Genomic DNA, 24,636 nt, shown 5'->3' with positions numbered 1-24,636 from the left:
TTTCCCCAATTCAGTAAATTGTGGATAAGTTTATACACATTCCCCACATAGTTGTACGTACATTTCGTTATTTATCCACACAGTTTAATCACAACTTATCCACTTATAGTTGTGGATAATAGGCCAGTTGTTTATCAATGAACAATCTGATAAATTAAATGTACAACTTAGCAACTATCAATATATTCCTCTTTTATATAAATTAGAACATGAAATTTTCAATTGGAGGTGAATGAAAAAATGGATACACTATCGGACGAATTATTAATCGAGGCTTACAACGAAGCAAAGACATTTCAATTAAATTCGGATTTTATTCGTTTGTTAGAAGATGAAATTCTTAGAAGAATAGCTGTCAGGATGATAATAGATTGTAAAGCAGAAAATATTGATGTCACCAAAACTTCCCCAATAGATTCTAATGCATTCAATAGATATTTTAACCTTGCTTAGATTATTTTTAGGTGTGCTCAAAAAGTGAGCACTTACTTTCATTTAATATTGTTTATATAATTATTTAACAACCTCACATATATCTGCATAATCTAGTTTATGGGTCATAGTCCAAAGTACTTTGGCCAGATAAACAAACGTGGGAGGATATAATAAATTGAATCCTTATTCAAATGGTGTTATTTCGTATTCGCTAACACAAATGTATCAACCACCTTATTCTCAATACACTGCTCCTGTTCGATTCTTTCTAGTGCAACCTCCGTCAATATATGATTATCGCTGTAAAAGCAAGGCCGAAACAGATTATGTTAGTATGAATCGGCTTCTTTGGATGGAGCATGTAAACTGGACTCGTATGGTAATTACGAGTATCGTTTTTAACTTACCCGATGTACAATTTGTTGAAGAACGTCTTTTAAGAAATGCGACAGATTTAGGAAATTGTCTTCGTCCTTTCTACGGTGATCAAGTGGCGGATCATTACACAAAGCTTATCCATGATCATCTTACGATTGCAGCTGAACTTGTTACAGCGGCTGTTAAAGGTGATACAACTACCGCAAATGCCAAAGAGATAGAATGGTATAAGAATGCAGATGACATTTCCCTATTTTGGAGCAAGATTAATCCATATTTACAACAAGAAGATGTGAAGAAGATGTTCTATACTCATTTGGATTTAACGAAAAAAGAAGCCGTTACGATGATTCAGAAAAAATATAAAGATGATATTGAAACATTTGATCAGATTGTTATGGAAGTTTTAATGATGGCTGATATGCTTTCAAATGCTGTTGTGATGCAGTTCTATCAATATTTTCAGTGCCGGTATTAAGGTGTGAAACATTGTTAATGTGGCTACAATTTTATTATTTTTCTGTCTGGCTTTCTTTTATCGGCAAGTAAAGGAAAGCTTTTTTATATTTTGAATAATGGACAATCGGTTTGTTCTCTTGTACTTGGCCCATTAAATATGGCGCTATTGTATTTTCATGAACGACTCCATGTGCACGCTGTAATACCCATTGCGTATGGCCATTATATTGTCGGATCAGTGTCCCCGTTGTTTTTGTCCATAGATAATGCCGTTCTGTTAGCCAAAATTCTAGTGGTGTCCGCATGATTGGCTCAGATATTGGTTTAACAGTGGCTATTAATGTTTCTGGTGTATGACCATTTTCTTCCCTTCTATTTTGAAATGTTAAAGTACCTTTGTCTCTTTTCTCATAAATTTTTGCAAACTGAAAAGGGAGTATGTCCCCTACACTCGCTAGCTTCGAAACAATTGGATTATTTACGTTTATGCTAAAAAAATATACACCAGACTTTCCCTTATATTTCACATAAGTTCGTACGTTTAGCTCCAAAAAAGAGCTTGTCCCTGGAATAGGTGGTATAAACCTAAAACTCTTTTGTTTCATCTGAAAGTACACAACTCCAATCCAAGCCATTCCATCGAATGTATCAATCTCCAATTCTTGTGGCACATAATCTTGCAAGTCCTCTGCTAGTATCGGCCAATGAAGAAAATACACATCCTGCCATTCCTGTTCCATCACCCACGGTCCTTTACTCATATATGTATCCCTCTTTTCAGAAAGTCATAATCGTACATTTGCGATATCAAGTGGATTCAGACATGAGATTTTTGGGGTGGTCACGCGGTTTTGGGTGTCAGTCACGCGATTTTGGGCTCTCCTCCCGCAGTTTTGGGCGTCAGTCACGCGGTTTCAAGCTCTCCTCCCGCGGATATAGAAATTGAATCCACGTTCCGGACAATTTAAGTCTCCTTTCAGTTCTGGCAGATCTTCGTGTCTATTAATCCTACCTTCTTATGGGAGTCAATCCACGCATTTCGTGTTCCAATCCACGCAGTTTTAAATTGAATCCACGTTCCGGACAATTTAAGTCTTACATCAACTTCACACATCAACTTCAAGCGTGGAATAAAGCTCGATTCCGTTTTTCACAGTTCGAGCTTTTATCTTTTATGTGAACGGATATATAACTCATCCATCTGACGATAATTGTTTCTTGAGTATTTTTTGTTTTAGATCAATCATTTTTTCTTTGGATGGATAGAGGAATGTTGAGTTTAGAGCTTTGTCGATGGAAATTAGAGCATCATCAAGTTCTTTTGCCTTTAGTTGCGCATCCGCTAAATAATACCAGTAGTATGAGTAATTGTAGATTTGAACTAATTGTTTATAAAAAGAAACAACTTTTTTAAAATAATAGGGATAAACATCTTTGGCTAGTACAAACTCTTTGCCATCGTATCGATATACGTCAACCATATAGGCATCTCCTGTATCATGACTCCAAATTGCCAATTCGTATTGACCATCTTTTCCGTATCGTCCGGGCATATCTTCCACAAATAATTTACTATAAACCGTATTGTTCGGAAGCAAATTGGTGAATCCATAGCCCTTCCACTGTAAGATGATTAGTTCTGACCATATGCTTCCAATTTGCCAACCTACGATTAGTGATTTTACGCCATTGGGGGTTATTTGAACTGCCATTAGCTCAGTGATTGCATATCCTTTTCCTTTGATCTCCATAACGGGGTACCAATAGTCTATTGTTTTTTTTAATAAAAGAAGATAATTTTCTCCTCTAAATTGATAAGCAACGATTAGCTCTTTTAAGCGGTCTCCATCTATATCTGCCAACAAAATGGCCGGTCTGTTGTTTTGTAATTTTAGAATAGTGGCTGTCGGTGGTAAAATATTTTCCAACAACTGTTCGATTTCATCCATGTCTCCCCACCCTCTCATAGTAGTGTATGCTTACTTGGGAATGGGGAATAGTTGGGTAACATGCTGTACTTTTATATTTGGAGGTAAGTTAGCTTTTGAAACATTCCTTTTTTTCTCTTGCACGAATGGGGCTATGCCATAAAAAAAGATGCCATCTGAAAATACAGATGACATCTCCTATTATTTAAAAGGGGTTAGTTTTATGTTATTTCGATAGATTAATATACAGTTTACCAGCAGCTTTTTGACGTGTTTCGTTTTTGAAGCTGTCGACCGCTTTAACTTCGATCACTGCTCCGTCTGCTACAGTTCCATCTGGTACAGTCCAGTATCCTACATAATGACCATCTGATTCTTCAGTCAGTGGGAGTTCTGTAGCGTTTGATACAGTATCATTTACGTTTGTTAATGGCATGTGGATGAGGAATGTTGCTTTCACATCCGGCTCACTATCAAAGACGATTTTAACTGTTTTACCAGTTGTCAATGTAAGATCTTTTGCTGGTGTTAAGTTTTCAATTACTGGTGCAGTGTAATCTGCAGTTACAGTTACTTTTTTCGTTACTTTATTTTTTGCTTTGTCTTGTGCAACTACTTTGATCTCATTAGTACCTTCATCTAAAAGGATACGAAGAGAGTATTTACCGTTTGATACTTTGGCTTCTTTGCCATTTACTTTAACCCAGTCAAGGTTAGCATCAGCAATTGTTCCTTCAACTGTTACAGTTTCACGATTTGTTTTTGAGCTATCTTGTGGACTGTCGATAGTCAAAGTAGGATTTTCTGTATCTAAAGTTACTTTAATCGCTTCAGATTCTCCAGTTACTTTACCAGCCAGTTTAGATACTGCTGATAACGTGTTCTCCCCTTCTACTAGTGTAGCTGGGATTGAGAATTTACCGTCAGAGCCAACAACTACTTTACCAGCTTCTTTGCCATTTTGTTTTAGGGTGATTTCTGTTGTTGGTGAAGCCTTCCCTTCAACTTGAACCGCAGATTCACTTGTTACCGACTCTGCTACTGGTGAAGTGATAACTGGTGCATTCACCTCATAGCTAACGCGTGCGCGAATCATATAGTTACCCTCTTCTGCTGGTGATTTAGACCATGTGCCAGAAACAGCTTGATAACTTCTTTCCGCATTTTTGCCATCTTCATCTGTTGCAAGGCCAGGAGCATTTGGATTTGCATTTGTTTGGCGATATACCATATAGAAGTCGCCGTTAACAATGATATTGTGCTCACTTAAGTCAACAACAGTCCATTCGCCATTACGTAGAGCAGTTGCATTAATTGGACCTGCAAGTTTTTTACCTGGAGTACCTTCAGCACCAGTTGCATCCCATACTTCTACTTCAAATGCTGTGCCACCAGGGTTTGGCCATGTTGTATCCCAGAAACGGAATACGCCATCTGTTACAATCCCTTGCTTTTCGTTTTCTGGGAGTGACATTTTCACTGCCCATGCATTACCTGCTGCATTGAATGCACGTGCATTTTCAGCCGTTCCATCATCGTATCCAATTTCTCCACCAGGGTAAGTGTAGAATGGTTTTAATTGAATATCCTTCGATTTTGCTTCTTCACCGATTGAAACAGTAAACTCTTGGCTATTGTATCCACGAGCAACTACTTTTAATGTATAGTCCCCATGATAAGCTTTAATAGAGTAATTACCTTCAGCATCTGTTGTTACAGGTGCAATATTTGCATCTTCTTTAAGCAGAAGTGTTGCGCCTTCGATTCCTTCACCTGTTGACTCATCAGTAATCTTACCGCTTACTGTGTTTTGAGCGATTTCTTGTAATGTGAAGTTAGCCGTTGATGTTTCATCTGCTTCAACTGTTACAGATTGCTGTTTAGATGTGAATCCATAAGCTTCCGCTTTTGCTGTAAATGTTCCTGTACTATGTTTCAATGAATATGAACCTGTAGCAGGATCTGAATATACAGAACGATTAGATTCTAAAATGCTTACTTGTGCTCCTAATGGTAGAAGTGTTGGATTGACAACTTTTTCTTCAACAGGAACTGATTCTTTTTCAGGTTTTGTTGGTTTAATAGTTTTAGGATCAATCGCTTCTTTTTTAGAATTCTTGTCTTTTCCTTTACCACTTACAACAATCACACCTGTTTTCTTATCTTTACCTTTTGATACTTTACTAGCTTGAGAACTGTCTGTTAATGCTATGTCATCAATATACCAGCCTTCTTTTTGAACACTTGAATCTGAGAATCCATTAAAGCCAATATAAATACGTTGACCAGCATATGCAGATAGGTCTACTTCAGCATCTAGCCAACCATTCGACGCGCCAGAAACTCTCATTAGTTGTGTCCAGTCTTCATTGTTTGTTGAGACGAAAACTGTGCCATAATCATATTCCCTACCAGAAGTAGACTTTTCAAAATTAAACCATTGTTTAAATTGTAAAAATGCATTTCCTTCTGGAAGATCGATTGGTGGCATCACTAATGTTGCATTCATACTGTTCGCATAGTTTCCTGCTAAGTTAGTAGCATAAACTTTTTCGCCAGATGCAGCATTTCCTGGGCCAGAAGTTGGTTTACCCCATTCCCAGCTATTTTGGTTACCAAATGATGTCCATCCAACTGGTTGGGATTCTAAGTCTTCAGAATAACCTACTGTAATGCCTGGTTTGACTTTTACAGTGTACTCATCACTTACAACTTCATTGTTACCAAAGTCATTGACAACCCATTTATATTTGAAGTCACCAACTGGAACATTTTCGCCAGGGACTTTCACACTGAATTCGCCTGATTTATAGTCGCCAGATTTACGGAGTGCTTCGATATTTTTCCAATCACCGTTGGCATCTTTATATTTTAAAACAACAGATGCAACGCTAATATTATCCGACGCACTTGCAGTTAGCTCTAAATCCATACCCGCATAAGTTTCTTTTGGTGCAGTATGTTTTAGGACTGGTGCTTCATCATCTTCACCTTGCTTCGTTACTTGTCCATCTATAGTTCCTAGACCAGTAGCGATGGATGATACTGCTTGGTAAGCGTCAACTAATCCATATCCATAACCATGGTTTGGCGTTTGTGGATATTGTGAGTCTGTTAATGGTGTTGCTGTTTCGAGTAAGATATCTTCCATCTCATCAACAGTTAAATTTGCACTTACTTGACGAAGAAGTGCTGCTACACCAGAAACAGCTGGACCAGCCATAGATGTTCCATTCCATCCGCCTTCATACACGCTACCTGGTACAGATGAACGGATATTAACTCCTGGAGCAGAGATATCTGGTTTTATCTTGTCATACGGTGATGGTCCACGTAATGAGAAGCTTGCTACTTTGTTATTGATATCAATTGCGCCTGTTGCAAAACTTTCAGGATAGTTTGCTGGTGCGGCTACTGAACCAGCTCCACCTGGATTTGTGAGTGTTGTGTTTCCTGCAGAGAACTCTGGGAAAATTTCAGCTGCACGCCAATTTCGTACAACGTCACGGTACCATTCATCAAGTCCAGGACCGCCGCCCCATGAATTGTTTACTACGTCAGGTGCCATATCTACTCGTGCGTTACCGCTTGAGTCTGTTGGCGCCAAAATCCATTCTGCTGCTTCTAAAAGGTCTGTATCTGTTCCTCCATTAGAAGTAAATGCTTTAACGGAGATGAATTTTGCACCGGGTGCTACACCGATTTGGTTGGTGCCATTCGGTTCGCTACCGACCATTGTTCCCGTTACATGTGTTCCATGTCCAAGATCATCGTATGGTGTAGCTCGTCCAGCTGAGGTTGCATCAAACCAGTTAAAATCGTTTGATACTTGCCCAGTAGCCTTATTGTACCCACGATACTTTTCTTTCAATGCAGGGTGGTCCCATTGAACACCAGTATCAATACTTGCGACTACCGTACCGCTACCATCAATACCCATCTCCCAAGCTTCTGGAGCTTTTACACGTTCAACATTCCACTCAATACTTGAAGTTTTAGCTTTTTCTTCAACTGCATTTTTTGCTTTTGTTTCAGCAGTTTTTTTCGTTTTAGGTAGATCCTTCACTTTCAAAAATGATGGATCTTCTTCAGAACTTACCTTGGTCGTATAAAGTTGGCGTGTTTCATTTGGTAGTACTTTTTCTACTTCCTCAAAAGTTGCAACCTTCTCTGCTACCTCTTTTGTAGCCGTAACAGCCATACCATTTACGATATAGTAAGACTCAATGTCTTTTGCATTGCCCTTTTTAACTTCTTTCTCAAGATATTGCTTTACGGATTCTTGTGATTCAAGAGATGTCGCCTTTAAATCCGATACTACTGCAGAGCGTTGCACAAATTTCGTTTGTTGTGCTGATAGGTTGTCCTTCTCTGCACTTTTTCTAGCTTGTGTAGCTACTTTGTTGACAGATGATTTGTCTTTAAATTTAATCAAGAAAGTTAGTTTTTCATCATCTTTGAAATCCTCTAGTAAACTATTACTTACTTTGTTTTTTACAACAATTGAATTTTGATTGGACTCACTGAATGATGAGTGAATCTCATTTGTTTTCGCTCCTGCAATGTTGGGCGTTAGCATCGAAAATGCCATAAGTGCTGATGTAGCAAGACTCAATGCTTTAGCATAACGTCCTTTCCTTTCCATTCGCATTCCTCCCTCTATTTTTTGGGTGTTACTCGTTTTCTAGATGTAAGAAAATTTAAGATAACTTAATAAGTCCAAAGAAAAAGAAAACACCTTTCCCCCCTTTCCCAAATGGCATTTAGGTAAATAGATTCAAAGGTGTGGATACATTCTCTAGTTGTTAAAGTTACTATATATTAACAAAATCAAAAATTTTGTTAGTCTATGTCGAAAGTTTTTAGAATTTTCAAAATTAATCGTTTTCTACTAATCACATGGGGGACTTTAGTATTTAATTTAGAGGATTGAAAACCGAATCTAACTACTAAAAGTGCCTGTTATTACTGGTTTCATGAGGATTTTAAAAGTGATAAATATAATAACCTTATAATTCATAAAATAAAAAATGCATAATTACACCCAAAAAGGATAAAAGCATGTCATTTGGATATTTAAATTTTAATTACTAATCAGTAAAAAATAACTATAACAATTTCTAGCTATTAGACAATAAAGTTATTTTTCTTGATTTGGTATTTGTTATATATCAAGCTCTAATTGTATTTAGTTATTTATTTCCATATAAAAATTGAATATCTACTCTTTTTATCCGCATAGGTCCATTTATGTGTTATAAATTTTCTTATTTATAGGATGAATTTTCTATATATGTACTTTTGTATGTACTTGTGTCTATATGTCTCAATTTAAAATAAGTGCCAAACAGTTAAATTAGATTTAGTCATTTAGTTATGGGTTTGATTCGTAAAAAGTTTGGATTAGAGTACATAATCTTCCTTAGATTCATCTATTTACTGTCATTAATGTTTAGCCTTGCATATGTTTGGGTAAGGATGAAAAGAAATTGGGGGATGATGATGAGGAGGTTATGGAGACGCTTAGGGCTGGATTTTTTTGATGCGGTGATTTGGATTTATGGAGGAAGTATGGCGGTTTTGTTTCTCGTGCTATTTGTTTTTTTCTGGATTCGTTAGATTAATGCGTTTTCTCATTAATTTCTAAGTGAAAATTTTATATAAGAGGGATAATTTGTTGTGGAAGGTGCATGTTATCTTTATTGTGCGATGGGATTATCGAATTATCTAGCTGCACGTCAAAAGCACCTAGTCATTTAGCAATGAATAGGTGCTTTTTAAGAGTGTTGCGTATTCAATTTCTTAAGTCCTCCATAGGTTTTAAATCTTTTGCAAGTGTGTAAAATAACTCTTCATCGCGTTGTTCTAAAGCTTCATCGATCAACCGTAAGCGATTGGAATCTTCCAGTTCTTTTATGAGTATATCCAATTCTGATGGTGCCTCTAAAAGCTGTTCACCACGTTTCAATTGCAGTTCATCTAAAATTAGTTCTAGGTGATCGTGAATATTTGAAACAAGTAATAATTGATACAAAGGTAGACGTATGAAACGACTGCCCTTTTGGAATACGAAAACTTCAGATAGGTTTTCAATTTGTAATGATGATAGATTAATCACTATTTCCTTTCCTTCTACAGGGATGAAATGGAATAATTCCTCATCCTTAATAATAGAGAAGTATTGGTAAGCAAAGACCATTTTCAGGCGAGCACCATCTCGTTTCGTGTAGAAAGGTTCCATTCTTTTTACTTCTAACATAGGCCCCCTCCTTCGAAGGAATATTCTGATTATTAATATAGTATCATTAAACACTCTTAAATGACACTAAAATATTTGTCGTCTTTTCAGAACTTTTCTGCTGTTTTCAGCAAATTAAAACAACGTTACATGACTTTGTATTGAAAAACTTCCTTTTACATTTACGAATAGTATGAAAAAGATTTATAATGAAAGGAAAGTTTTTTTGCAGGAGCGATGATATGAATACGAATATTTCTGATATTGCCAAACGTTACGAGGATTTTATTCGTAATCAAATGGCTCAAATTAGTTTAGATCTTCATACAACAAATAGTGAAGATGACGAGTTAGTCAGACGTGCTGCTTTTTTAGCTCGTCATAACTATGTAAAGATTACTACTTATAGTGAAGAACGTAATGTCATTTCTTTTGTAGTTCAAGACGCAACACCGACGAACGTGACATTTCAAATAAATTCTGACAGTCTAACTTGTGATTGTCCAAAAGAACATTGGTGCCGTCATAAACTGGCGGCTTTGTTTGTTCTATATCAATATATTGATTCTTTATCAACATGGCTTGAAGGATTTCGGGCGAAAAAATCAGCTCAGATGAATTTGTTAAAAGATGAGCGATCTCCAGAAGCTTGGTTGCGTTTAGTTCAGAATGTTTATAAGAGCAATTTGTACAGTCAACCTGTTATGAATCCATATTTAGTTGAGAGTATTTTCGCTGATATGCAACGACAAATTTTCCAGCATACTCCGCTTGAGCGTGAATGGCAAAGCTTATATAAATTATTTACGCATATTGCTTTGTTATCTCACACATGGAAACATCTGCATCCGACAAACGAATCTTATAAAACATATTACAATAATTTTATAGAACATGAAGCAGAAAAAGTGAAGGATTTTATTCGCTTAACTTCTTCAAAACCTCGTCTTTTTGCGACAGACCCTTTCTATGATACATTGCAAAAAATAGTCAATTATTTTTTGTTACACCAAAAAGGCTACTTTGAACAAAGGTTATACATCTATACGTTTTTCTGGGAATCTATGTTTAATGAGAAATCCCGTCGAGAAACAGAACTAGCTTTGATCAAGAATGATCGACATATTGCTGATGATGTTAAAGTTGAAAGTATTGAATCGATGTTCTTAATCATGTTAAAAAAATACGATCAACTTGAACAAAAGCTTATCGATTTAAATGAAGCGGATATGCTTATATGGATGGATTTAGCAAGATTTGCAGACCGCAACGAAGATGACCAAGCGCTTTCCATGATTGTACGTGCAATGCTTCCTTATTTAAACTCATTCATCAATAGTTGGCTATCAACCCGATATCGCTCAGCATTTGTGAATGCTTTCAATAAATTATGTTCAAAAGTTCATCTTAATGACGAAGAAGCAGAAGTTTTATTTTCAGCTTCAGGTATGTACGGTATGCAACCTTATTCTCTGTTTTTAATAGAACGTGGTCGCTTTACTGAATGGACCGCACTTCATCATCGTTTTCCTTCTTCGCTTGCCTATTTGGAGCTGTGTGGATTAAAAACGGTATTAGAAGAAAAACCTGAGGTACTTCTGCCGCTTTATCATGCACTTGCTATGAATGAGTTAAATCAAAAATCACGTCAACATTATAAACAAGCTGTACGTGTTTGGAAGAAGATGAAGGCTGCTGCAAAGAAAAGTGGTAAAACGGAGTTTTGGAATGATTATGTCGATCAAACACGTCAACAATATAAACGTCTTCGTGCATTACAAGAAGAAATTGAGAAAGGAAACTTGAAGCTATGACTATGAATGCAACAGTACCGGATACTTTTTTAAAAACAATCTCTCTTAGTGTAGAAACTGAATCCGGACAATCCTTTTCTTTGCAAGCACACGATCAGAATGGTTCGCCATTACTTGCAACTGAATGGCTATCCTTTCTTTTCTTTCAATACGAACCTGCTTTTTATGGTCTTACAGCAAATCATACATCGTATACTATTAGCCTTTCACCACTTGAAATGGTGGAATTGTTTTCAGATGAAAATAAACATCCATTCATTTCGTACGTTGGCATTGATGAAAACTCAAATAATTGGTTAAACGCTTCTGCTAATGCTTCTAAATATTGGTATAGCAAAGATCTGTGGAAAAATATCTCTGTTGGAGAAGATGATTTTACAATCGATTTATCAATCGATGATCAGGTGAAAGAACTACTGCAAATGGCGATTATTCAAAAGCTATTAGGAGCAGGATTAACTATACATGATTTACCTTCTCTCCTTCCTTTCTTCCGCAATGGCGGTTGGCCGATTAAGCCGAAAAAAGTTGATGATGCAGTGTTTGTTGGCTTACGTTTACGGGAACCCGGAGAAAATCAAGAAGAGTGGTTCCTTGAGACCGTTATTCGAAATAAAAAAAGTGCTAACTATTGGGCTCCACCTATGCGAAAAAGAAGACTCCCAATTGAAAATGCATTACCCGAAAAATGGGTCCAACAAGCAGAAGGGATTAAGCAACTTCAACAACAAGTAATTGGGTTATTGCGTAGTCATGATTATATGAAAGACGTCAGTGCAGAATATTTTCTTTCTGTAAACTTGAAAGATCCTGAAGTACGAGAATTTTTGCGCATAGATTTTGCTCGTCTACAAGCTCTAGGCTTTGAGATTGTACTTCCCGGATGGCTCAAGGATCTCAAAGATTCTCGTATTAAAGTTCGTGCCAGTGCAAATACTGCCTCTAATTATAAGTCTGCTGCTGGTTTACAAGAGATTTTAACGTTTGATTGGAAGCTTTCGTTAAATGGTCAAGAGATTTCAGTTGAACAGTTCCAACAAATGGTGAATGATAATCGTGAGTTTATACGGGCTGGTACTGAATGGGTAAAAGTCGACGCTGCTTGGATGCAAGAAATTCAAAAATTGATGGATCGAGCAGAAAATGAAAATTGGACAGTGAAAGATTTATTATTCCAAGAGTTACCAGAGGAGCTTACTATTCCAGATGAAGAAGAGGAAGATGATGACCGAGATGATCCTTTCTTCCAATTTGAAATGCAACAATCTCTTCGTGACTATGTACAAACGTTGGTTGATAAGAAGGGTATGCCTGCTATTAAAGTTTCTGATCATTTACAAGCTTCTTTGCGTCCTTATCAACAAGAAGGATTTGAATGGTTAGTCTTTATGCGTGATCAAAACTTTGGAGCTTGCTTAGCTGATGATATGGGGCTTGGCAAAACCGTTCAGCTGATATCTTATTTACTTCATGTATATGATCATGAAAATGATGCGCCGCCTACGCTTATCATTTGCCCTACATCTGTACTTGGAAACTGGCAAAAGGAATTAGAGCGTTTTGCTCCTTCTTTAAAGGTATATTTACATTATGGTTCAAACCGTTTAAAGGATGTCGCTTTTGATAAATTTATAGATAAAGAACGACCTCAAGTTGTCTTGTCTACGTACGGGACGATTACACAAGATGTCGATATGCTTGAAAATCATGATTGGACGAATATTACTCTTGATGAGGCCCAAAATATTAAAAATATGCATACGAAACAATCTAAGGCTATCAGAAGGCTTCATGGCCGACATAATATAGCTTTAACAGGAACACCTGTTGAGAACCGATTATCAGAGCTTTGGGCTATTTTCGACTTTATCTATAGAGGTTATTTAGGTAGTTTTTCTCGCTTCCAAGAAGAATATATTGCTCCAATTGAACGCGATGAATCAGAAAGCCATAAAGAACGATTACGAAAGAAAATTCAACCGTTCTTATTGCGTCGTACAAAACGAGATCCTGCTCTTATGTTGAATTTACCTGACAAACTTGAGCAAAGAGAGTATTGTCCACTAACTGAGGAACAGGCTGTTCTTTATGAAAGTTTTATACAAGAAACGATGCAAAAGTTGCAGACATTATCTGGGTTTGAACGAAAAGGTCTTATCTTGAAAATGCTTAGTAAGTTAAAACAGCTTTGTAATCACCCTGCCCTCTATTTAAAAGAACCATTCGAAGGGGCTAAAGAGATGCTTAGCCGTTCAGAGAAACTAGAGCGAATTGTCTCACTTGCATCTGATATCGCCAACAATCAAGAACAGTGTTTAATCTTCACACAATATATTGGAATGGGTCATCTACTACAACATTGTTTATCTGAGCTATATGATATTGATGTACCATTTTTGACAGGTAGTATGCCGAAACAGCAGCGTGATTATTTCGTGGAATCATTCCAAAAAGGAGAATTCCCTATATTCATCCTATCATTAAAAGCTGGAGGTACTGGTCTGAACTTAACTGCGGCAAACCATGTCCTTCATGCCGATCGTTGGTGGAATCCAGCTGTTGAAAACCAGGCAACTGACCGTGCATACCGTATTGGGCAAACGCAATTTGTCCATGTTCATAAATTTATTACGACAGGAACTATCGAAGAGAAAATTGATACTTTGCTGTCTGAAAAACAAGCACTATCAGAAGAACTAATTCAATCCAGTCAATGGATCACAGAATTAAAAGACGAAGAAATTATGGATTTGTTATCTTTTAACTTTTAGAAGGAAAGTAGTTGAATGGGAATCATATTCCTTATTCAACTACTTTTTTGTTTAAAGAGATTGTTTATAGCCACATTTAAAACACTCTTCTATCATCATTGATTAAGCGATTATGTACAGATAAAGTCATGCTATGATGACTTCATCCGCTTGTTACCCCATAGACAAAGTTTTAAAACGCCTTTTCATCTTGAATAGTATATCCCCAAATATACTATTCTCTTATATTACAACTACATATTTTCGTTATGTATGCTGTACATAACGAATTTTGTTATTTATACAGCAATTTTTGAATTGTTCCATAGGATGATCGATTGGTTAATTTATTTGGATCAATTCATCAAACCTATTGGCGCGGTCTTTCCAGTAGGATTTGCTGTACTAACTATGTTTCTGACAAACATTAGAATTTGATAGGATATGATTACTTTATCCTATTGGTAAACTTGCTTCTTCTTTTGGTAATACAAAACCTTCTGGAATTTCTTGAGATTGCCCAGATGTTGTTTGCAAAGTTGTCTGTTCTTTTTGTTCTGATGTTTTTTGAACACCTTTATCCTCACGTTCTTTTAATGCTAAAAAGCGTATCTCTTCAGCAACTACTTCAACGACAAAGACTCTTTTTCCATCATCACGCTCGTAGGACCTTGTTTGCAGTCGGCCTCCAACCCCAATTAGTGAGCCTTTACCGCAATACTTCACTACATTTGTAGCTAGTTTACCCCAAACAGAGCATGGGACGAAATCTGCATCAATCTCTCCATGAGCATTTTTGTAATTTCGATTGACTGCTATGATAAAACTGGTTTGCACCCTCCCTTCTGATAATTGTCGTAATTCCGGATCTTTTGTAATCCGTCCAACAAGGGCAACTTGGTTCAAGCTGTCACCTCCTTTCTTCTAACTTATCCATATCATAATGACATTGCGTATTTTGCGCAAAATGGCGAAATAATGATTTTGTACTTCTTTTTATGTACAAAATTGCGTTTTAAAAGCACACATTTTGTTGTAAATTGCGCCATTATTAGGTTTCTTAATTTACAAAAACTATGCAAAATACTATTTTAGCTAATTTTTTATATGTTATAATTATTAAAAAAATTGGTCGAAAGCTAGGTGAGTTCATTCAGTGAAGACATTTAAAATGTTGTCGTTGGAACTATTGAAAGATGAAAAATTACAATCCTACCCACTAACCGATGGAATCATTATTAATCAAGAGAGTAGTCATAAATCTTGGATTTTAGAGATGTATATAGATCGACAATATGCCACTGACTTTGCCCCTTATAAAGGGACAGATACTATTTTAAATGTACGTGCTGTAATTTCTTATCCAGATAATGAGCCTGCAACTTTTCGAGTAGTTGTTCAAGACATCATCGAAATGCCAGATCATAAGCATGTTTCGGTATTATTAAAGGGAACTTTAAATTCAGGTCGACGTCAATACGCCGAACAATTACTTTTAGAACTTGTTGAACAAGGATTAAAGGGAAATGAGCTTCTTGAAAAATTCAAATCCGATATGCGAACGAGACCGCGATTAAAGAGTTCGACTCAAACCAAAAAATAAAAACTTAGCATATCCTAGATTGGATATGCTAAGTTTTTTTATCTTTTGTTATTATCCATTACACCGTTATTATCAGTAACATCATTGACACCACGTTTAACGTCATCTGTTACATCATTGACGCCATTTTCAATGTCATTGACACCTTCGTTGATACCTCGTTCAACAGGATGATTCACACTATCATTTACACCATCATTAGTGATGCCATCATCAGTAACACCTTCGTTAACACCTCTATTTGTATCTTCCATAGGTGTTTCTGTACGAGTATCCTCGACGGCTTTATTGTTACATCCTACCAATAAAAGTCCGGAAAAAAGTAAGATCGCAGCTGACTGCTTCCACATTTTTATTTCCTCCTTCCATCATATTTTTTAAATCACTACACGCTGTGTGCGATTCAAAAATAGGATGCGCGAAAAAAATGAAACTATCCTGAAAATTGATAAATGATTTTAGTTATTATGGGCATCATTATAAGAACAAATTTCAACATTTAATCTTGCCAAATAAAAAACCGCTTCAAACTTAGTATGTTCGAAACGGTATCATTTATTAGTCTTCGTTTTGTTGAGCTGGTCCAATTGCAAAAAGAATATCTGCTTCGCTCACAAGCTCACCATCTACTGTTACTTTACCATGACCTTTTCCCATAACACCGCGAAGTTTTGTAAACTCAACTTCAATATGAAGTTGATCTCCTGGTGTTACTTGGCGTTTAAAGCGTGCGTTATCAACACCTGTTAGAAACGCTAAATGGCCTTGGAATTTTTCCGATTTTAGTAGTGCTACCCCACCAACTTGCGCCATTGCCTCAATAATTAGTACACCTGGCATTACTGGATATCCAGGGAAATGGCCAGTGAAAAATGGTTCGTTTATAGAAACGTTTTTAATACCTACAGCTCGTTTCCCCTCTTCGATTTCAATAATACGGTCCACTAAAAGAAAAGGATAACGATGCGGAAGTATTTTTTGAATTTGATCTACAGTTAGCATTTTCTTCCCCCTATTGCTTATTAGGATTGTTTGCCATTCATAATATCAAGCATATGTTGCCATGTTGCTGGGTTTAGTACGCTTAGCGGATTCCCATCACCAATGACACCATAACCAATCGCCGAACCAGCAAATGCTGCAATGACAAGTAATACAACTACAATGATGATTCGGAGACTGATTGAAAAAAGGCTTGATGAGATCCATTTTCCACCTATACGTTCATCAGCAAGTTCTTTATTTTGCTTTGCTTCTCTGCGAGTACGCGGTTGCGGTGTTGGTTTTTCAGTTCTCTGTTCAGTTGAATTATTTGTCATTACATAATCTCCTCTATAAACAATTACTTATCTTATTCCGTTAACTAGTCCCATCATTTGATCGGCCATCGTTATCGTTCGAGCGTTGAATTGATAAGAGCGTTGAGTATTAATAAGTTCTGTCATTTCTTTTGAAATATCTACGTTAGACATTTCAAGGCTACCATTTTGCATACCTATTTGTGTACGATTTGCACCTTGTAAGTTTTGCAAAACATCAGCTCTTGTAACACCCAATTGATTAAAATTATTAGGCAATCCAATATATGTATCAGATATATGTTCCATCAATTGAGGCTTTTTAATCTGTGTGATACCCATTTCAATTTTGACGCTTGTATTATTATTATACTGAACATTTAGCGTTCCGTCCTCCGAAACAGCAAAGTCTTTTGCCCCATCTTTCAACACGATGGCATTACCATTGGCATCTGTTACTGGATAGCCATCTGTATTGACTAGCATTACATTACCGTTTTTTATAGGCGAAAGATAAAAGTCGCCTTGTCTTGTATAAGCTGTTTTTGTGCCATTTTTACCATCTGGCATCAACACATTAAAATATTGGTTTTCTTTTGTAAATGCAAAGTCGAGTGCACGATTTGTTTGTTGAAGGCCACCTTGTTTTGTATTCAATTGTGCCTGAGCTAAACGAGCTCCCACACCTATACGAATACCGACTGGTGATTGTCGCTTTGTTTTGTCTTCTTCATCGTTTTTAAATTCTTGGTATAGCAATTCGCCAAATTTAGCTTCCTTTGCTTTGAAGCCATGTGTATTGCTATTTGCCATATTGTTACCGATTGTATCCAACTGTTGTTGTAGTTGTGACATTGTATTTGAAGCCGAAATCATTGTACGTATCATTTACGTAAACCTCCTAAGTAACCCAAAATACTAAATCTACGGTACTAGCTTGCTGTTTTAGCAGAGTAGATATTATACTTTGCCAATTTCGTTTGCAGCTTTATCCATACTTTTATCGTACGCTTGTAGTATTTTTTGGTTTGCTTCAAAGGCCCTATAAGCGGTCATCATATCGGTCATTGTACGAGCTGCATCAACGTTCGAACGTTCTGTGTAACCTTGTTTTACAGAAAAGCTAACATTATTTACGTTATAAGCGGATGGAAGTGGTTGTCCATCACTTGTGTAGTATAATCCAGTATCACGCTTTGCCAATGTATCTGGTTGTGCTGAATAAGATACGCCTAAGCGTGCTACCTGTTGCCCATTTTCCATAATTGAGCCGTCTTCTGTAATTTGGAAATCTTCACTTTGTAGTGTAATTTTCTTGCCTTGATCTGACAGTACATAATACCCTTGAGCATTCACTAAATTACCTGCAGCATCAATTGTGAAGTTGCCATTACGGGTGTACGCTTCTCCGCCTGTTGGATTTTGAAGACGGTAAAAAACAGCGCCAGGCTTTCCTGTTTCACCGTTCACTGGTAAGTTACCATTTACTAGTGCTACATCTGTTGGAAGCTCTGTTTCAGTAATTTGTCCTTGTGAATAATCTGGTAATGTTTCTTGCATATAAACACCTGTTCCAAGTGCACCAATTTGTTTAGATGAACTACCTTCAAAGCCGTTTTCTACATTAGCAGTTCCACTTTTTGTAATACGCGATAATAACATATTGGGAAATGAGCGGATGGTAGATTGATCTGCTTTATAACCAGGTGTGTTTGCATTTGCGATATTGTTTGATAAAAGTTCAGTACGACGCTGTTGTGCAATCATTCCTGAAGCAACTGTATAAAATCCACGAAACATCGCTTTCATCCTTTCAATAAAATAAGATTTATATTCTTATTTTATTTCGGTTATTTTTTTCGACTCTTTGGTGTTTTATCAATATTTTCTAACAATACGCCTGTTCCAACAGCTACACAGTTCATAGGATTTTCTGCGATAAAGACAGGTACTTTTAGTTCATCTGTTAATAAATGATCTAAGCCATGAAGTAAAGCACCACCACCTGTAACCATTACACCGCGATCAATAATATCCGCTGATAATTCTGGTGGGGTCTTTTCAAGAACATTTTTTGCAGATTGCACGATAAGTGAAACAGATTCATGTAATGCTTTTTCAATTTCATGCGAATGAATTTCGATTATACGTGGTAATCCTGTAACGAGATCACGTCCGCGAATTTCCATGCTTTCATCTCGTTCTTCAGGATAGACGGTACCAATTTGAATTTTGATATTCTCTGCAGTACGTTCGCCTATTAAGAGCTTGTACTCTTTTTTAATATACTGCAAAATATCATTATCAAATAAGTCACCCGCTACTTTGATGGATTCAGATGTTACGATATCACCCATTGATAGTACCGCTACGTCAGTAGTACCACCACCAATATCGATTACCATATTTCCGCTTGGTTGGAATATATCCATTCCTGCGCCAATCGCTGCTACCTTTGGCTCTTCTTCTAAGAAGACATTACGTCCGCCTGACTTTTCAGCTGCTTCACGAATAGCTTTTTGCTCTACACTTGTGATATTAGTTGGGCAACATATTAATATACGTGGCTTTGACATAATACCAGAGATATTTAATTTATTGATAAAGTATCTTAACATGGATTCTGTTACGTCAAAATCGGCAATAACGCCATCTTTTAATGGGCGAATAGCGATTATGTTCCCAGGTGTTCTACCGACCATCTTACGTGCTTCTTCTCCAACAGCTAGTACTTTGTTTGTATTTTTATCGATTGCAACAACAGATGGTTCGTTTAACACGATTCCTTTACCTTTTAAATGGATCAATACATTTGCTGTTCCTAAATCGATCCCAATATCTTTAGAAAACATGTTTTTTCCCCTTTCATTCCTTATCAATTCTTACTTAAAAAATTCGATATGTATCTAGAATATTTTAACATAGCATTGATTTAATTACATCTAATATTTCCTTAATATATAGGCATTTATATATATAAAATATGCCTTTTTACTTATTATTCCCATACATATGATATTTCAGTACTGTAGTTAGCAATCTTCTTTTTAAATAAAAGACAAAAAAGACACCCTCACTATTCTAAATGCGAGGGTGTCTTTTTTTCTGCATTACGAGAAAGCCATTTTTGGCGTGTTGCCTCTCCTCCGCGAATATGACGGATGGATTTGTGGTAAGCCAGTATTTCACTTACCTCTTTTGCTAACTCCTCGTTTACTTGTGACAATCTTTCTGTAAGATCCTTATGGATGGTACTCTTGGAGTAACCTGTTTTTTGCGCTAAGGCTCTCACAGTCTGTTGCGACTCTTTAAGCATTAAACCAAGTTTTAGACATCGATTGCGAATATGTTCGTGCACATTCTCTTCCTTTCCACAATGTACGAACGTTTCTTCACCTTATGTCTAAAACCTTATACTTAGAACCTAGTCGTCAGAATTATCTAAAAAGCAAGTAAGCTTTTTGGATTGATAAGTTTACCTTCTTGCATTACTTCAAAGTAAAGATGTGTTCCAGCAGTTGGATTGTATTCGTTGGAAATTGCTTTACCAAGTGTTTGTCCTTGTTCTACTTTATCCCCTTTTTTAACTTTGATATCACCAACAGAACTGTACTTTGTAGTCATACCATTAGAATGGGATATTGTAACTTCATTTCCAATAAACGAGTCGTCTTTTACTTCTTCTACTGTTCCGCTAAGTGCAGCAAGAACATCGAAGCCCTCACCGTTAACTGAGATGGCAATACCATCACTTGTTGTAAACGTTTGGTTAAATACAAGTAGGGCACCTTCTCTAGATTCTTCACTTGCCTCAACATCGTAGTAGTCCTGAATTACTTTTGCATCTTTTAAGAGTGCTTCTTTAAATGGATACTTCATAGATTCGGCTTTTGCGTTTGTCTCTACAGATGGAGTCTCTTCTTTTGAAACTGTTATTTTCTTAGTGCCTGTCTCATTTGAAGAGTTCGTTAATGCCGAATAACCCCAAACACCTGCGACTAGTAGAATCGAAAAGCTTGCGTAAATTACCGGCCAAAACCAGCGCTGTTTTGTAACATTTCCTTTTTTTGGAGTAGGTTTATTCTTATTTTCCTCTCTCATTTTCATCACCTCATTTGCTATTGTTGTCAATAGCTTGAGAGTTTAAACATAGAGAAGAAGATTTTTTTAGTTTTTCTATTTTTACGTGTTGATAGAAATGATGAAGGATCTCTTTTACACCTGCCCCCTTTTCTGCGAGTGCCTTGGCACCATATTGACTCATCCCTACTCCGTGGCCGTATCCGGTTGTTTTTACTTGAATCGTATTTTTGTCCGTATTCCATTTAATCGTGAAGTCTGTTGACGCTAATTGCAGTTTTTGGCGTACTTCTCTACCAGACCACTTATAGTCTCCAGATTTAATGGTTTCAACTCTTCCAGAACTATTATGAGAGATTTTCATATTTTGTATTTGTGATTTTGTCCATGTCTCATTGAAGGCTGCATTCCATTGTTGAAGTGTGAAATTATAAGTTGTGTGATATCTTGGTGATTCTTTTTCATTTGTAGGAACAGAGACCGATTGAAGATAAGGAATGGCGTGACCACTATAACTTTTTGCACTTTCTGTTTGTCCATTACTTGTTGAAAAGAACATAGCTGTAATTAGTTCATCTTCATAAACTAATACTTGTCCTTTTGTTTCTTTTACTGCTTTTCTTATTTTCTTTTCATTTTTCTTAAAAGTTTTTCCCCAGCCCTTTTTTCTTTGCTCTTTGTTGGCAAATGCTTGAGCTGATACATTTGGCTCTATCGCATTTTCACCAAAATTGGTACGTTTTAAAGCGAACGTTCGGGAGGCGATAGCTTGTGCCTTTAAGGCTTCAAGAGGGAAAGAAGCAGGCATTTCTGCAGCTAAAACCCCTACTAGGTACTCTTCAAGTGAATACGTTTCTTTTTTTCCTTGAATCTGAATTTGAATATTACATTCATCGTCCTTTACTGTATTTTCCTTCCCCTGAGTCTGTTTTCCTGCAGCTTCTGAGGATGGAATGGATTTGGTCTCCTTGTCCTTGTTTAAAAAAGTTGGCAATATGAATAAAACGGCGATAATAAGTAGAATATAGAGATGTATTTTTTTCATAATCTATGAATATGAGATTGCATTGCTTTTTATGATTTTTTTGAAAAGATTTTCTTTTTAAGCATATAAAAACCCACTACATGCATATGTATGTAGTGGGTCCCATATTAACGAAAAATCAGTTTGTTTGAAGTTCTTTTTCAAATACTTCTTCTGATGAAATTCGTTCAATTTCTGCACCTAGTGAAGCTAGCTTTTTGTGGAAATTAACATATCCACGATCTAAATGTCTTAGCTCTGAAACACGTGTAACGCCTTCTGCAACTAATCCAGCGAGAATTAATGCAGCAGCTGCACGTAAGTCGGTTGCCGCAACTTCGGCACCTTGTAACTTACATGGTCCATCAATAATAACAGAACGTCCGTCAATTTTCGCATTTGCATTCATACGACGGAATTCTTCAACATGCATAAATCGATTTTCAAAAACAGTTTCTGTAATGACGCTTGCACCTTGTGCTACTAGCATTAGTGCCATCATTTGTGATTGCATATCTGTAGGGAATCCAGGATGAGGCATAGTTTTAATATCTACTGCTTTCAAAGGATGAGTTGCACGGATACGTAAACCTTCAGCTTCTTCTTCAATTTCGACGCCCATTTCGCGCATTTTTGAAACAAGCGCAGTTAAATGCTCAGGAACTGCATTTTCGATTAATACATCGCCACCTGTAATCGCTGCAGCAATCATAAATGTTCCAGCTTCGATTCGATCAGGGATAATTGAGTGTGTTGTACCATGTAATTTTTCGACACCTTCAATACGAATCGTATCTGTTCCAGCACCAACTACTTTACCACCCATTTCATTGATAAAGTTTGCTAAATCCACTATTTCAGGTTCTTTTGCGGCATTTTCAATGATTGTTGTGCCTTCTGCTAATGCTGCACCAGTAAGAATATTCTCAGTAGCACCTACACTAGGAAAGTCGAGATAAATTTTAGCACCTTTTAAGCGGCCTTCTGTTGAAGCTTCTACATATCCATGTCCTGTAGAAATTTTCGCTCCCATTAACTCAAAGCCTTTCAAATGAATATCAATTGGTCGTGAACCAATTGCACATCCACCTGGCATTGCAACACGTGCATAACCATTACGTGCTAAAAGTGGTCCCATTACTAAAATAGATGCACGCATTTTACGTACATATTCAAATTGAGCTTCTGACGAAATCTGTCCAGATGCGTCGATTTCGACAATATTTTCAGCGCTTGAAAACGAAAGGTCCACATTTAAGCTTTTTAATACCTCATCGATTGTATAAACGTCTGCCAAGTTCGGTACATTATTTATAATATTTTTTCCTTCAGATGCTAATAATGATGCTGCAAGTATTGGTAGAACTGCATTTTTTGCTCCTTCTACTTTTACATTTCCGTGTAAAACCTTGCCGCCTTTTACAACAATTTTCTCCACAATATGTCCCTCCGAACTTATTCTAAATAAACTTTCTTATATTTCAGCTCATAAAATTCTTTTTTTAAGTTGTTCAATGTAAATAATTAGTAACAAAGCAACTTTCATAATACCTTTTTTTCATGTTGTTGACAAGAACCGATTACACTATTTTAGATTTCTACAAATAAATAACTATAGTAATACTATATTACGTTAAAAAACTAGAAGTGTGTTAATAAATTTCCATTTGCGCTTAAAGAAAAACAATACTTGAGAAATTTAAACATGTTTCAACAAAATATTTCCTGGGTAATTAGTTACTCTATATGCAAAAGGAATAATGTAAACACATAATGCGACCAAAAAACGCACATAACTTTATTGTAATATAAAATGGATTAATACTGAAATAATTTCTACAATAAGTTTGTGCCATTATTTCTTTTGCATACAGAATACATTTAATTAAATAAATATGGTAATTGTTTAGACCACGTTGAAATGGCAATAAAGAAATTCGACACAGTTGATCCGATAGCAATACTTACTAAAATTAACAGTAGCTGAATTTGAAAGACATGATTTTTCTTAAAAACTTTTTCATACATGATTGCTTGTAATGCATAAAATGTTATTGCAATAAAGAAAATATGCGAACAAATTCCAATTAACGCATTTTGTCCTAAAGAAGCTGTTATTGAATCCATAGAGTCCTCCCTTTTTTCTTTTAAAAAAGCGAGCAGAAATAAAATTCTGCTCGCTTTAAAATTCATCTATTACTTAGATGTTACCCTCTTTAACGTTGATACGATTCATCGCGCGTTTTAAAGATAATTCTGCACGTTTGAAATCAATGTTATCTTGCTTACTTTGAAGTCGTTGTTCTGCACGTTTAACAGCTTCTTTTGCGCGAGCAATGTCGATATCATCGGCAATTTCTGCAGAAGGAGTTAAAATTGTAACTTTATCGGGACGAATCTCAACAAAGCCACCGCTTACTGCTACAACTTCAGTGTTATTGTCTTTTTTAAGACGAACAGCACTAACTGCTAATGGAGCAACTGTTGGAATATGTCCAGGCAGAATTCCCATTTCACCAGTTACAGTTTTCACAATAACCATGCTAACTTCTGAATCGTATACTGGGCCGTCGGGAGTGACAATGTTGACTACAGTCGTCTTCATATTTTTTCCTCCAAGTCCCTAGTA

At 36.4% G+C, this 24,636-nt stretch carries 22 protein-coding genes; 5 read left to right on the top strand and 17 right to left on the bottom strand.

Annotation, left to right across the window (positions count from 1 at the left end; all coding sequences use genetic code 11):
* Positions 1–240 precede the first annotated feature (240 nt).
* Both CW357_RS18845 and CW357_RS05170 read left to right on the top strand, forming a co-directional pair.
* Complete coding sequence (locus tag CW357_RS18845; RefSeq protein WP_119414128.1) at positions 241–453, top strand: sporulation histidine kinase inhibitor Sda; 213 nt, start codon at positions 241–243, stop codon at positions 451–453.
* A 157-nt stretch (positions 454–610) separates the two neighbouring features.
* Positions 611–1,291 carry a hypothetical protein gene (locus tag CW357_RS05170; protein WP_119414127.1) on the top strand — a complete coding sequence of 227 codons (681 nt, stop codon included), beginning with the start codon at positions 611–613 and terminating at the stop codon, positions 1,289–1,291.
* Positions 1,292–1,325: 34 nt separating this feature from the next.
* Here CW357_RS05170 and CW357_RS05165 read toward each other — a convergent pair whose 3' ends face one another.
* The 4 genes from CW357_RS05165 to CW357_RS05150 form a co-directional block, all read right to left on the bottom strand.
* Positions 1,326–2,033 (bottom strand): YqjF family protein, encoded by a 708-nt coding sequence (locus CW357_RS05165; RefSeq protein WP_124217492.1) that lies wholly within the window; start codon positions 2,031–2,033, stop codon positions 1,326–1,328.
* Between the two features lie 432 nt (positions 2,034–2,465).
* Positions 2,466–3,221 carry a hypothetical protein gene (locus CW357_RS05160; RefSeq protein WP_119414125.1) on the bottom strand — a complete coding sequence of 252 codons (756 nt, stop codon included), beginning with the start codon at positions 3,219–3,221 and terminating at the stop codon, positions 2,466–2,468.
* A gap of 205 nt (positions 3,222–3,426) precedes the next feature.
* The gene (locus tag CW357_RS05155) at positions 3,427–7,845 is read right to left on the bottom strand and encodes a S8 family peptidase (protein ID WP_206426810.1); all 4,419 of its coding nucleotides are present in this window, start codon (positions 7,843–7,845) and stop codon (positions 3,427–3,429) included.
* A gap of 1,149 nt (positions 7,846–8,994) precedes the next feature.
* A complete protein-coding gene (locus CW357_RS05150; protein WP_119414123.1) occupies positions 8,995–9,459 on the bottom strand; it encodes an IDEAL domain-containing protein in 465 nt (154 codons plus the stop codon).
* A 221-nt stretch (positions 9,460–9,680) separates the two neighbouring features.
* Here CW357_RS05150 and CW357_RS05145 point away from each other — a divergent pair, with 221 nt between their 5' ends.
* Together CW357_RS05145 and CW357_RS05140 are read left to right on the top strand one after the other, a co-directional pair.
* Positions 9,681–11,252, top strand: coding sequence for a hypothetical protein (locus CW357_RS05145; RefSeq protein ID WP_119414122.1), 1,572 nt, complete (start codon positions 9,681–9,683; stop codon positions 11,250–11,252).
* Positions 11,249–14,023: a DEAD/DEAH box helicase gene (locus CW357_RS05140; RefSeq protein WP_199670626.1), complete on the top strand. Its 2,775-nt coding sequence runs from the start codon at positions 11,249–11,251 to the stop codon at positions 14,021–14,023. Before CW357_RS05145 ends, CW357_RS05140 begins: the two co-directional genes overlap by 4 nt.
* Positions 14,024–14,455: 432 nt before the next feature.
* Here CW357_RS05140 and CW357_RS05135 read toward each other — a convergent pair whose 3' ends face one another.
* Complete coding sequence (locus CW357_RS05135) at positions 14,456–14,908, bottom strand: single-stranded DNA-binding protein (RefSeq protein ID WP_119414121.1); 453 nt, start codon at positions 14,906–14,908, stop codon at positions 14,456–14,458.
* Positions 14,909–15,158: 250 nt separating this feature from the next.
* Between CW357_RS05135 and CW357_RS05130 the strand changes: the two genes are divergently transcribed.
* Positions 15,159–15,605 carry a YwpF family protein gene (locus CW357_RS05130; RefSeq protein WP_119414120.1) on the top strand — a complete coding sequence of 149 codons (447 nt, stop codon included), beginning with the start codon at positions 15,159–15,161 and terminating at the stop codon, positions 15,603–15,605.
* Positions 15,606–15,643: 38 nt separating this feature from the next.
* Here CW357_RS05130 and CW357_RS05125 read toward each other — a convergent pair whose 3' ends face one another.
* The 12 genes from CW357_RS05125 to CW357_RS05070 all read right to left on the bottom strand — a co-directional run bounded on the left by CW357_RS05125 (position 15,644) and on the right by CW357_RS05070 (position 24,612).
* Positions 15,644–15,955: a hypothetical protein gene (locus CW357_RS05125; RefSeq protein WP_119414119.1), complete on the bottom strand. Its 312-nt coding sequence runs from the start codon at positions 15,953–15,955 to the stop codon at positions 15,644–15,646.
* 208 nt (positions 15,956–16,163) lie between these two features.
* Positions 16,164–16,607: a 3-hydroxyacyl-ACP dehydratase FabZ gene (fabZ, locus tag CW357_RS05120; protein WP_119414118.1), complete on the bottom strand. Its 444-nt coding sequence runs from the start codon at positions 16,605–16,607 to the stop codon at positions 16,164–16,166.
* Between the two features lie 20 nt (positions 16,608–16,627).
* Positions 16,628–16,924 (bottom strand): DNA-directed RNA polymerase subunit beta, encoded by a 297-nt coding sequence (locus tag CW357_RS05115; protein ID WP_119414117.1) that lies wholly within the window; start codon positions 16,922–16,924, stop codon positions 16,628–16,630.
* 27 nt (positions 16,925–16,951) lie between these two features.
* Positions 16,952–17,791: a flagellar hook-basal body protein gene (locus tag CW357_RS05110; protein WP_119414116.1), complete on the bottom strand. Its 840-nt coding sequence runs from the start codon at positions 17,789–17,791 to the stop codon at positions 16,952–16,954.
* Positions 17,792–17,863: 72 nt separating this feature from the next.
* Positions 17,864–18,703, bottom strand: coding sequence for a flagellar hook-basal body protein (locus CW357_RS05105; protein ID WP_124217490.1), 840 nt, complete (start codon positions 18,701–18,703; stop codon positions 17,864–17,866).
* A 50-nt stretch (positions 18,704–18,753) separates the two neighbouring features.
* A complete protein-coding gene (locus CW357_RS05100) occupies positions 18,754–19,755 on the bottom strand; it encodes a rod shape-determining protein (RefSeq protein WP_124217489.1) in 1,002 nt (333 codons plus the stop codon).
* 224 nt (positions 19,756–19,979) lie between these two features.
* The gene (locus tag CW357_RS05095; RefSeq protein ID WP_119414113.1) at positions 19,980–20,261 is read right to left on the bottom strand and encodes a sporulation transcriptional regulator SpoIIID; all 282 of its coding nucleotides are present in this window, start codon (positions 20,259–20,261) and stop codon (positions 19,980–19,982) included.
* 83 nt (positions 20,262–20,344) lie between these two features.
* Positions 20,345–21,004, bottom strand: a complete 660-nt coding sequence (locus tag CW357_RS05090; protein ID WP_119414112.1) for a M23 family metallopeptidase — start codon at positions 21,002–21,004, stop codon at positions 20,345–20,347.
* A gap of 10 nt (positions 21,005–21,014) precedes the next feature.
* A complete protein-coding gene (spoIID, locus tag CW357_RS05085) occupies positions 21,015–22,028 on the bottom strand; it encodes a stage II sporulation protein D (protein ID WP_119414111.1) in 1,014 nt (337 codons plus the stop codon).
* A 118-nt stretch (positions 22,029–22,146) separates the two neighbouring features.
* On the bottom strand, positions 22,147–23,445 hold the full coding sequence (gene murA, locus CW357_RS05080) for a UDP-N-acetylglucosamine 1-carboxyvinyltransferase (protein ID WP_119414110.1): 1,299 nt from the start codon (positions 23,443–23,445) through the stop codon (positions 22,147–22,149).
* Between the two features lie 443 nt (positions 23,446–23,888).
* On the bottom strand, positions 23,889–24,134 hold the full coding sequence (locus CW357_RS05075; protein ID WP_119414109.1) for a DUF1146 family protein: 246 nt from the start codon (positions 24,132–24,134) through the stop codon (positions 23,889–23,891).
* Between the two features lie 73 nt (positions 24,135–24,207).
* Positions 24,208–24,612: a F0F1 ATP synthase subunit epsilon gene (locus CW357_RS05070; RefSeq protein WP_119414108.1), complete on the bottom strand. Its 405-nt coding sequence runs from the start codon at positions 24,610–24,612 to the stop codon at positions 24,208–24,210.
* Between the last annotated feature and the right edge of the window lie 24 nt (positions 24,613–24,636).

The organism is Rummeliibacillus sp. TYF005 (assembly GCF_003844195.1).
GTDB lineage: Bacteria > Bacillota > Bacilli > Bacillales_A > Planococcaceae > Rummeliibacillus.
The sequence above is the reverse complement of the archived record's forward strand: the minus strand, read 5'-3'. Positions and strand labels throughout refer to the sequence as shown.

What these genes read in the sequence shown, in the direction of transcription:
- CW357_RS18845 (WP_119414128.1), top strand. Translation starts at nt 241, where the DNA reads ATGGATACACTATCGGACGAATTATTAATCGAGGCTTACAACGAAGCA.
- CW357_RS05165 (WP_124217492.1), bottom strand. Translation starts at nt 2,033, where the DNA reads ATGAGTAAAGGACCGTGGGTGATGGAACAGGAATGGCAGGATGTGTAT.
- CW357_RS05160 (WP_119414125.1), bottom strand. Translation starts at nt 3,221, where the DNA reads ATGGATGAAATCGAACAGTTGTTGGAAAATATTTTACCACCGACAGCC.
- CW357_RS05155 (WP_206426810.1), bottom strand. Translation starts at nt 7,845, where the DNA reads ATGGAAAGGAAAGGACGTTATGCTAAAGCATTGAGTCTTGCTACATCA.
- CW357_RS05150 (WP_119414123.1), bottom strand. Translation starts at nt 9,459, where the DNA reads ATGTTAGAAGTAAAAAGAATGGAACCTTTCTACACGAAACGAGATGGT.
- CW357_RS05145 (WP_119414122.1), top strand. Translation starts at nt 9,681, where the DNA reads ATGAATACGAATATTTCTGATATTGCCAAACGTTACGAGGATTTTATT.
- CW357_RS05140 (WP_199670626.1), top strand. Translation starts at nt 11,249, where the DNA reads ATGACTATGAATGCAACAGTACCGGATACTTTTTTAAAAACAATCTCT.
- CW357_RS05125 (WP_119414119.1), bottom strand. Translation starts at nt 15,955, where the DNA reads ATGTGGAAGCAGTCAGCTGCGATCTTACTTTTTTCCGGACTTTTATTG.
- fabZ (WP_119414118.1), bottom strand. Translation starts at nt 16,607, where the DNA reads ATGCTAACTGTAGATCAAATTCAAAAAATACTTCCGCATCGTTATCCT.
- CW357_RS05115 (WP_119414117.1), bottom strand. Translation starts at nt 16,924, where the DNA reads ATGACAAATAATTCAACTGAACAGAGAACTGAAAAACCAACACCGCAA.
- CW357_RS05110 (WP_119414116.1), bottom strand. Translation starts at nt 17,791, where the DNA reads ATGATACGTACAATGATTTCGGCTTCAAATACAATGTCACAACTACAA.
- CW357_RS05105 (WP_124217490.1), bottom strand. Translation starts at nt 18,703, where the DNA reads ATGTTTCGTGGATTTTATACAGTTGCTTCAGGAATGATTGCACAACAG.
- CW357_RS05100 (WP_124217489.1), bottom strand. Translation starts at nt 19,755, where the DNA reads ATGTTTTCTAAAGATATTGGGATCGATTTAGGAACAGCAAATGTATTG.
- CW357_RS05090 (WP_119414112.1), bottom strand. Translation starts at nt 21,004, where the DNA reads ATGAGAGAGGAAAATAAGAATAAACCTACTCCAAAAAAAGGAAATGTT.
- spoIID (WP_119414111.1), bottom strand. Translation starts at nt 22,028, where the DNA reads ATGAAAAAAATACATCTCTATATTCTACTTATTATCGCCGTTTTATTC.
- CW357_RS05075 (WP_119414109.1), bottom strand. Translation starts at nt 24,134, where the DNA reads ATGGATTCAATAACAGCTTCTTTAGGACAAAATGCGTTAATTGGAATT.
- CW357_RS05070 (WP_119414108.1), bottom strand. Translation starts at nt 24,612, where the DNA reads ATGAAGACGACTGTAGTCAACATTGTCACTCCCGACGGCCCAGTATAC.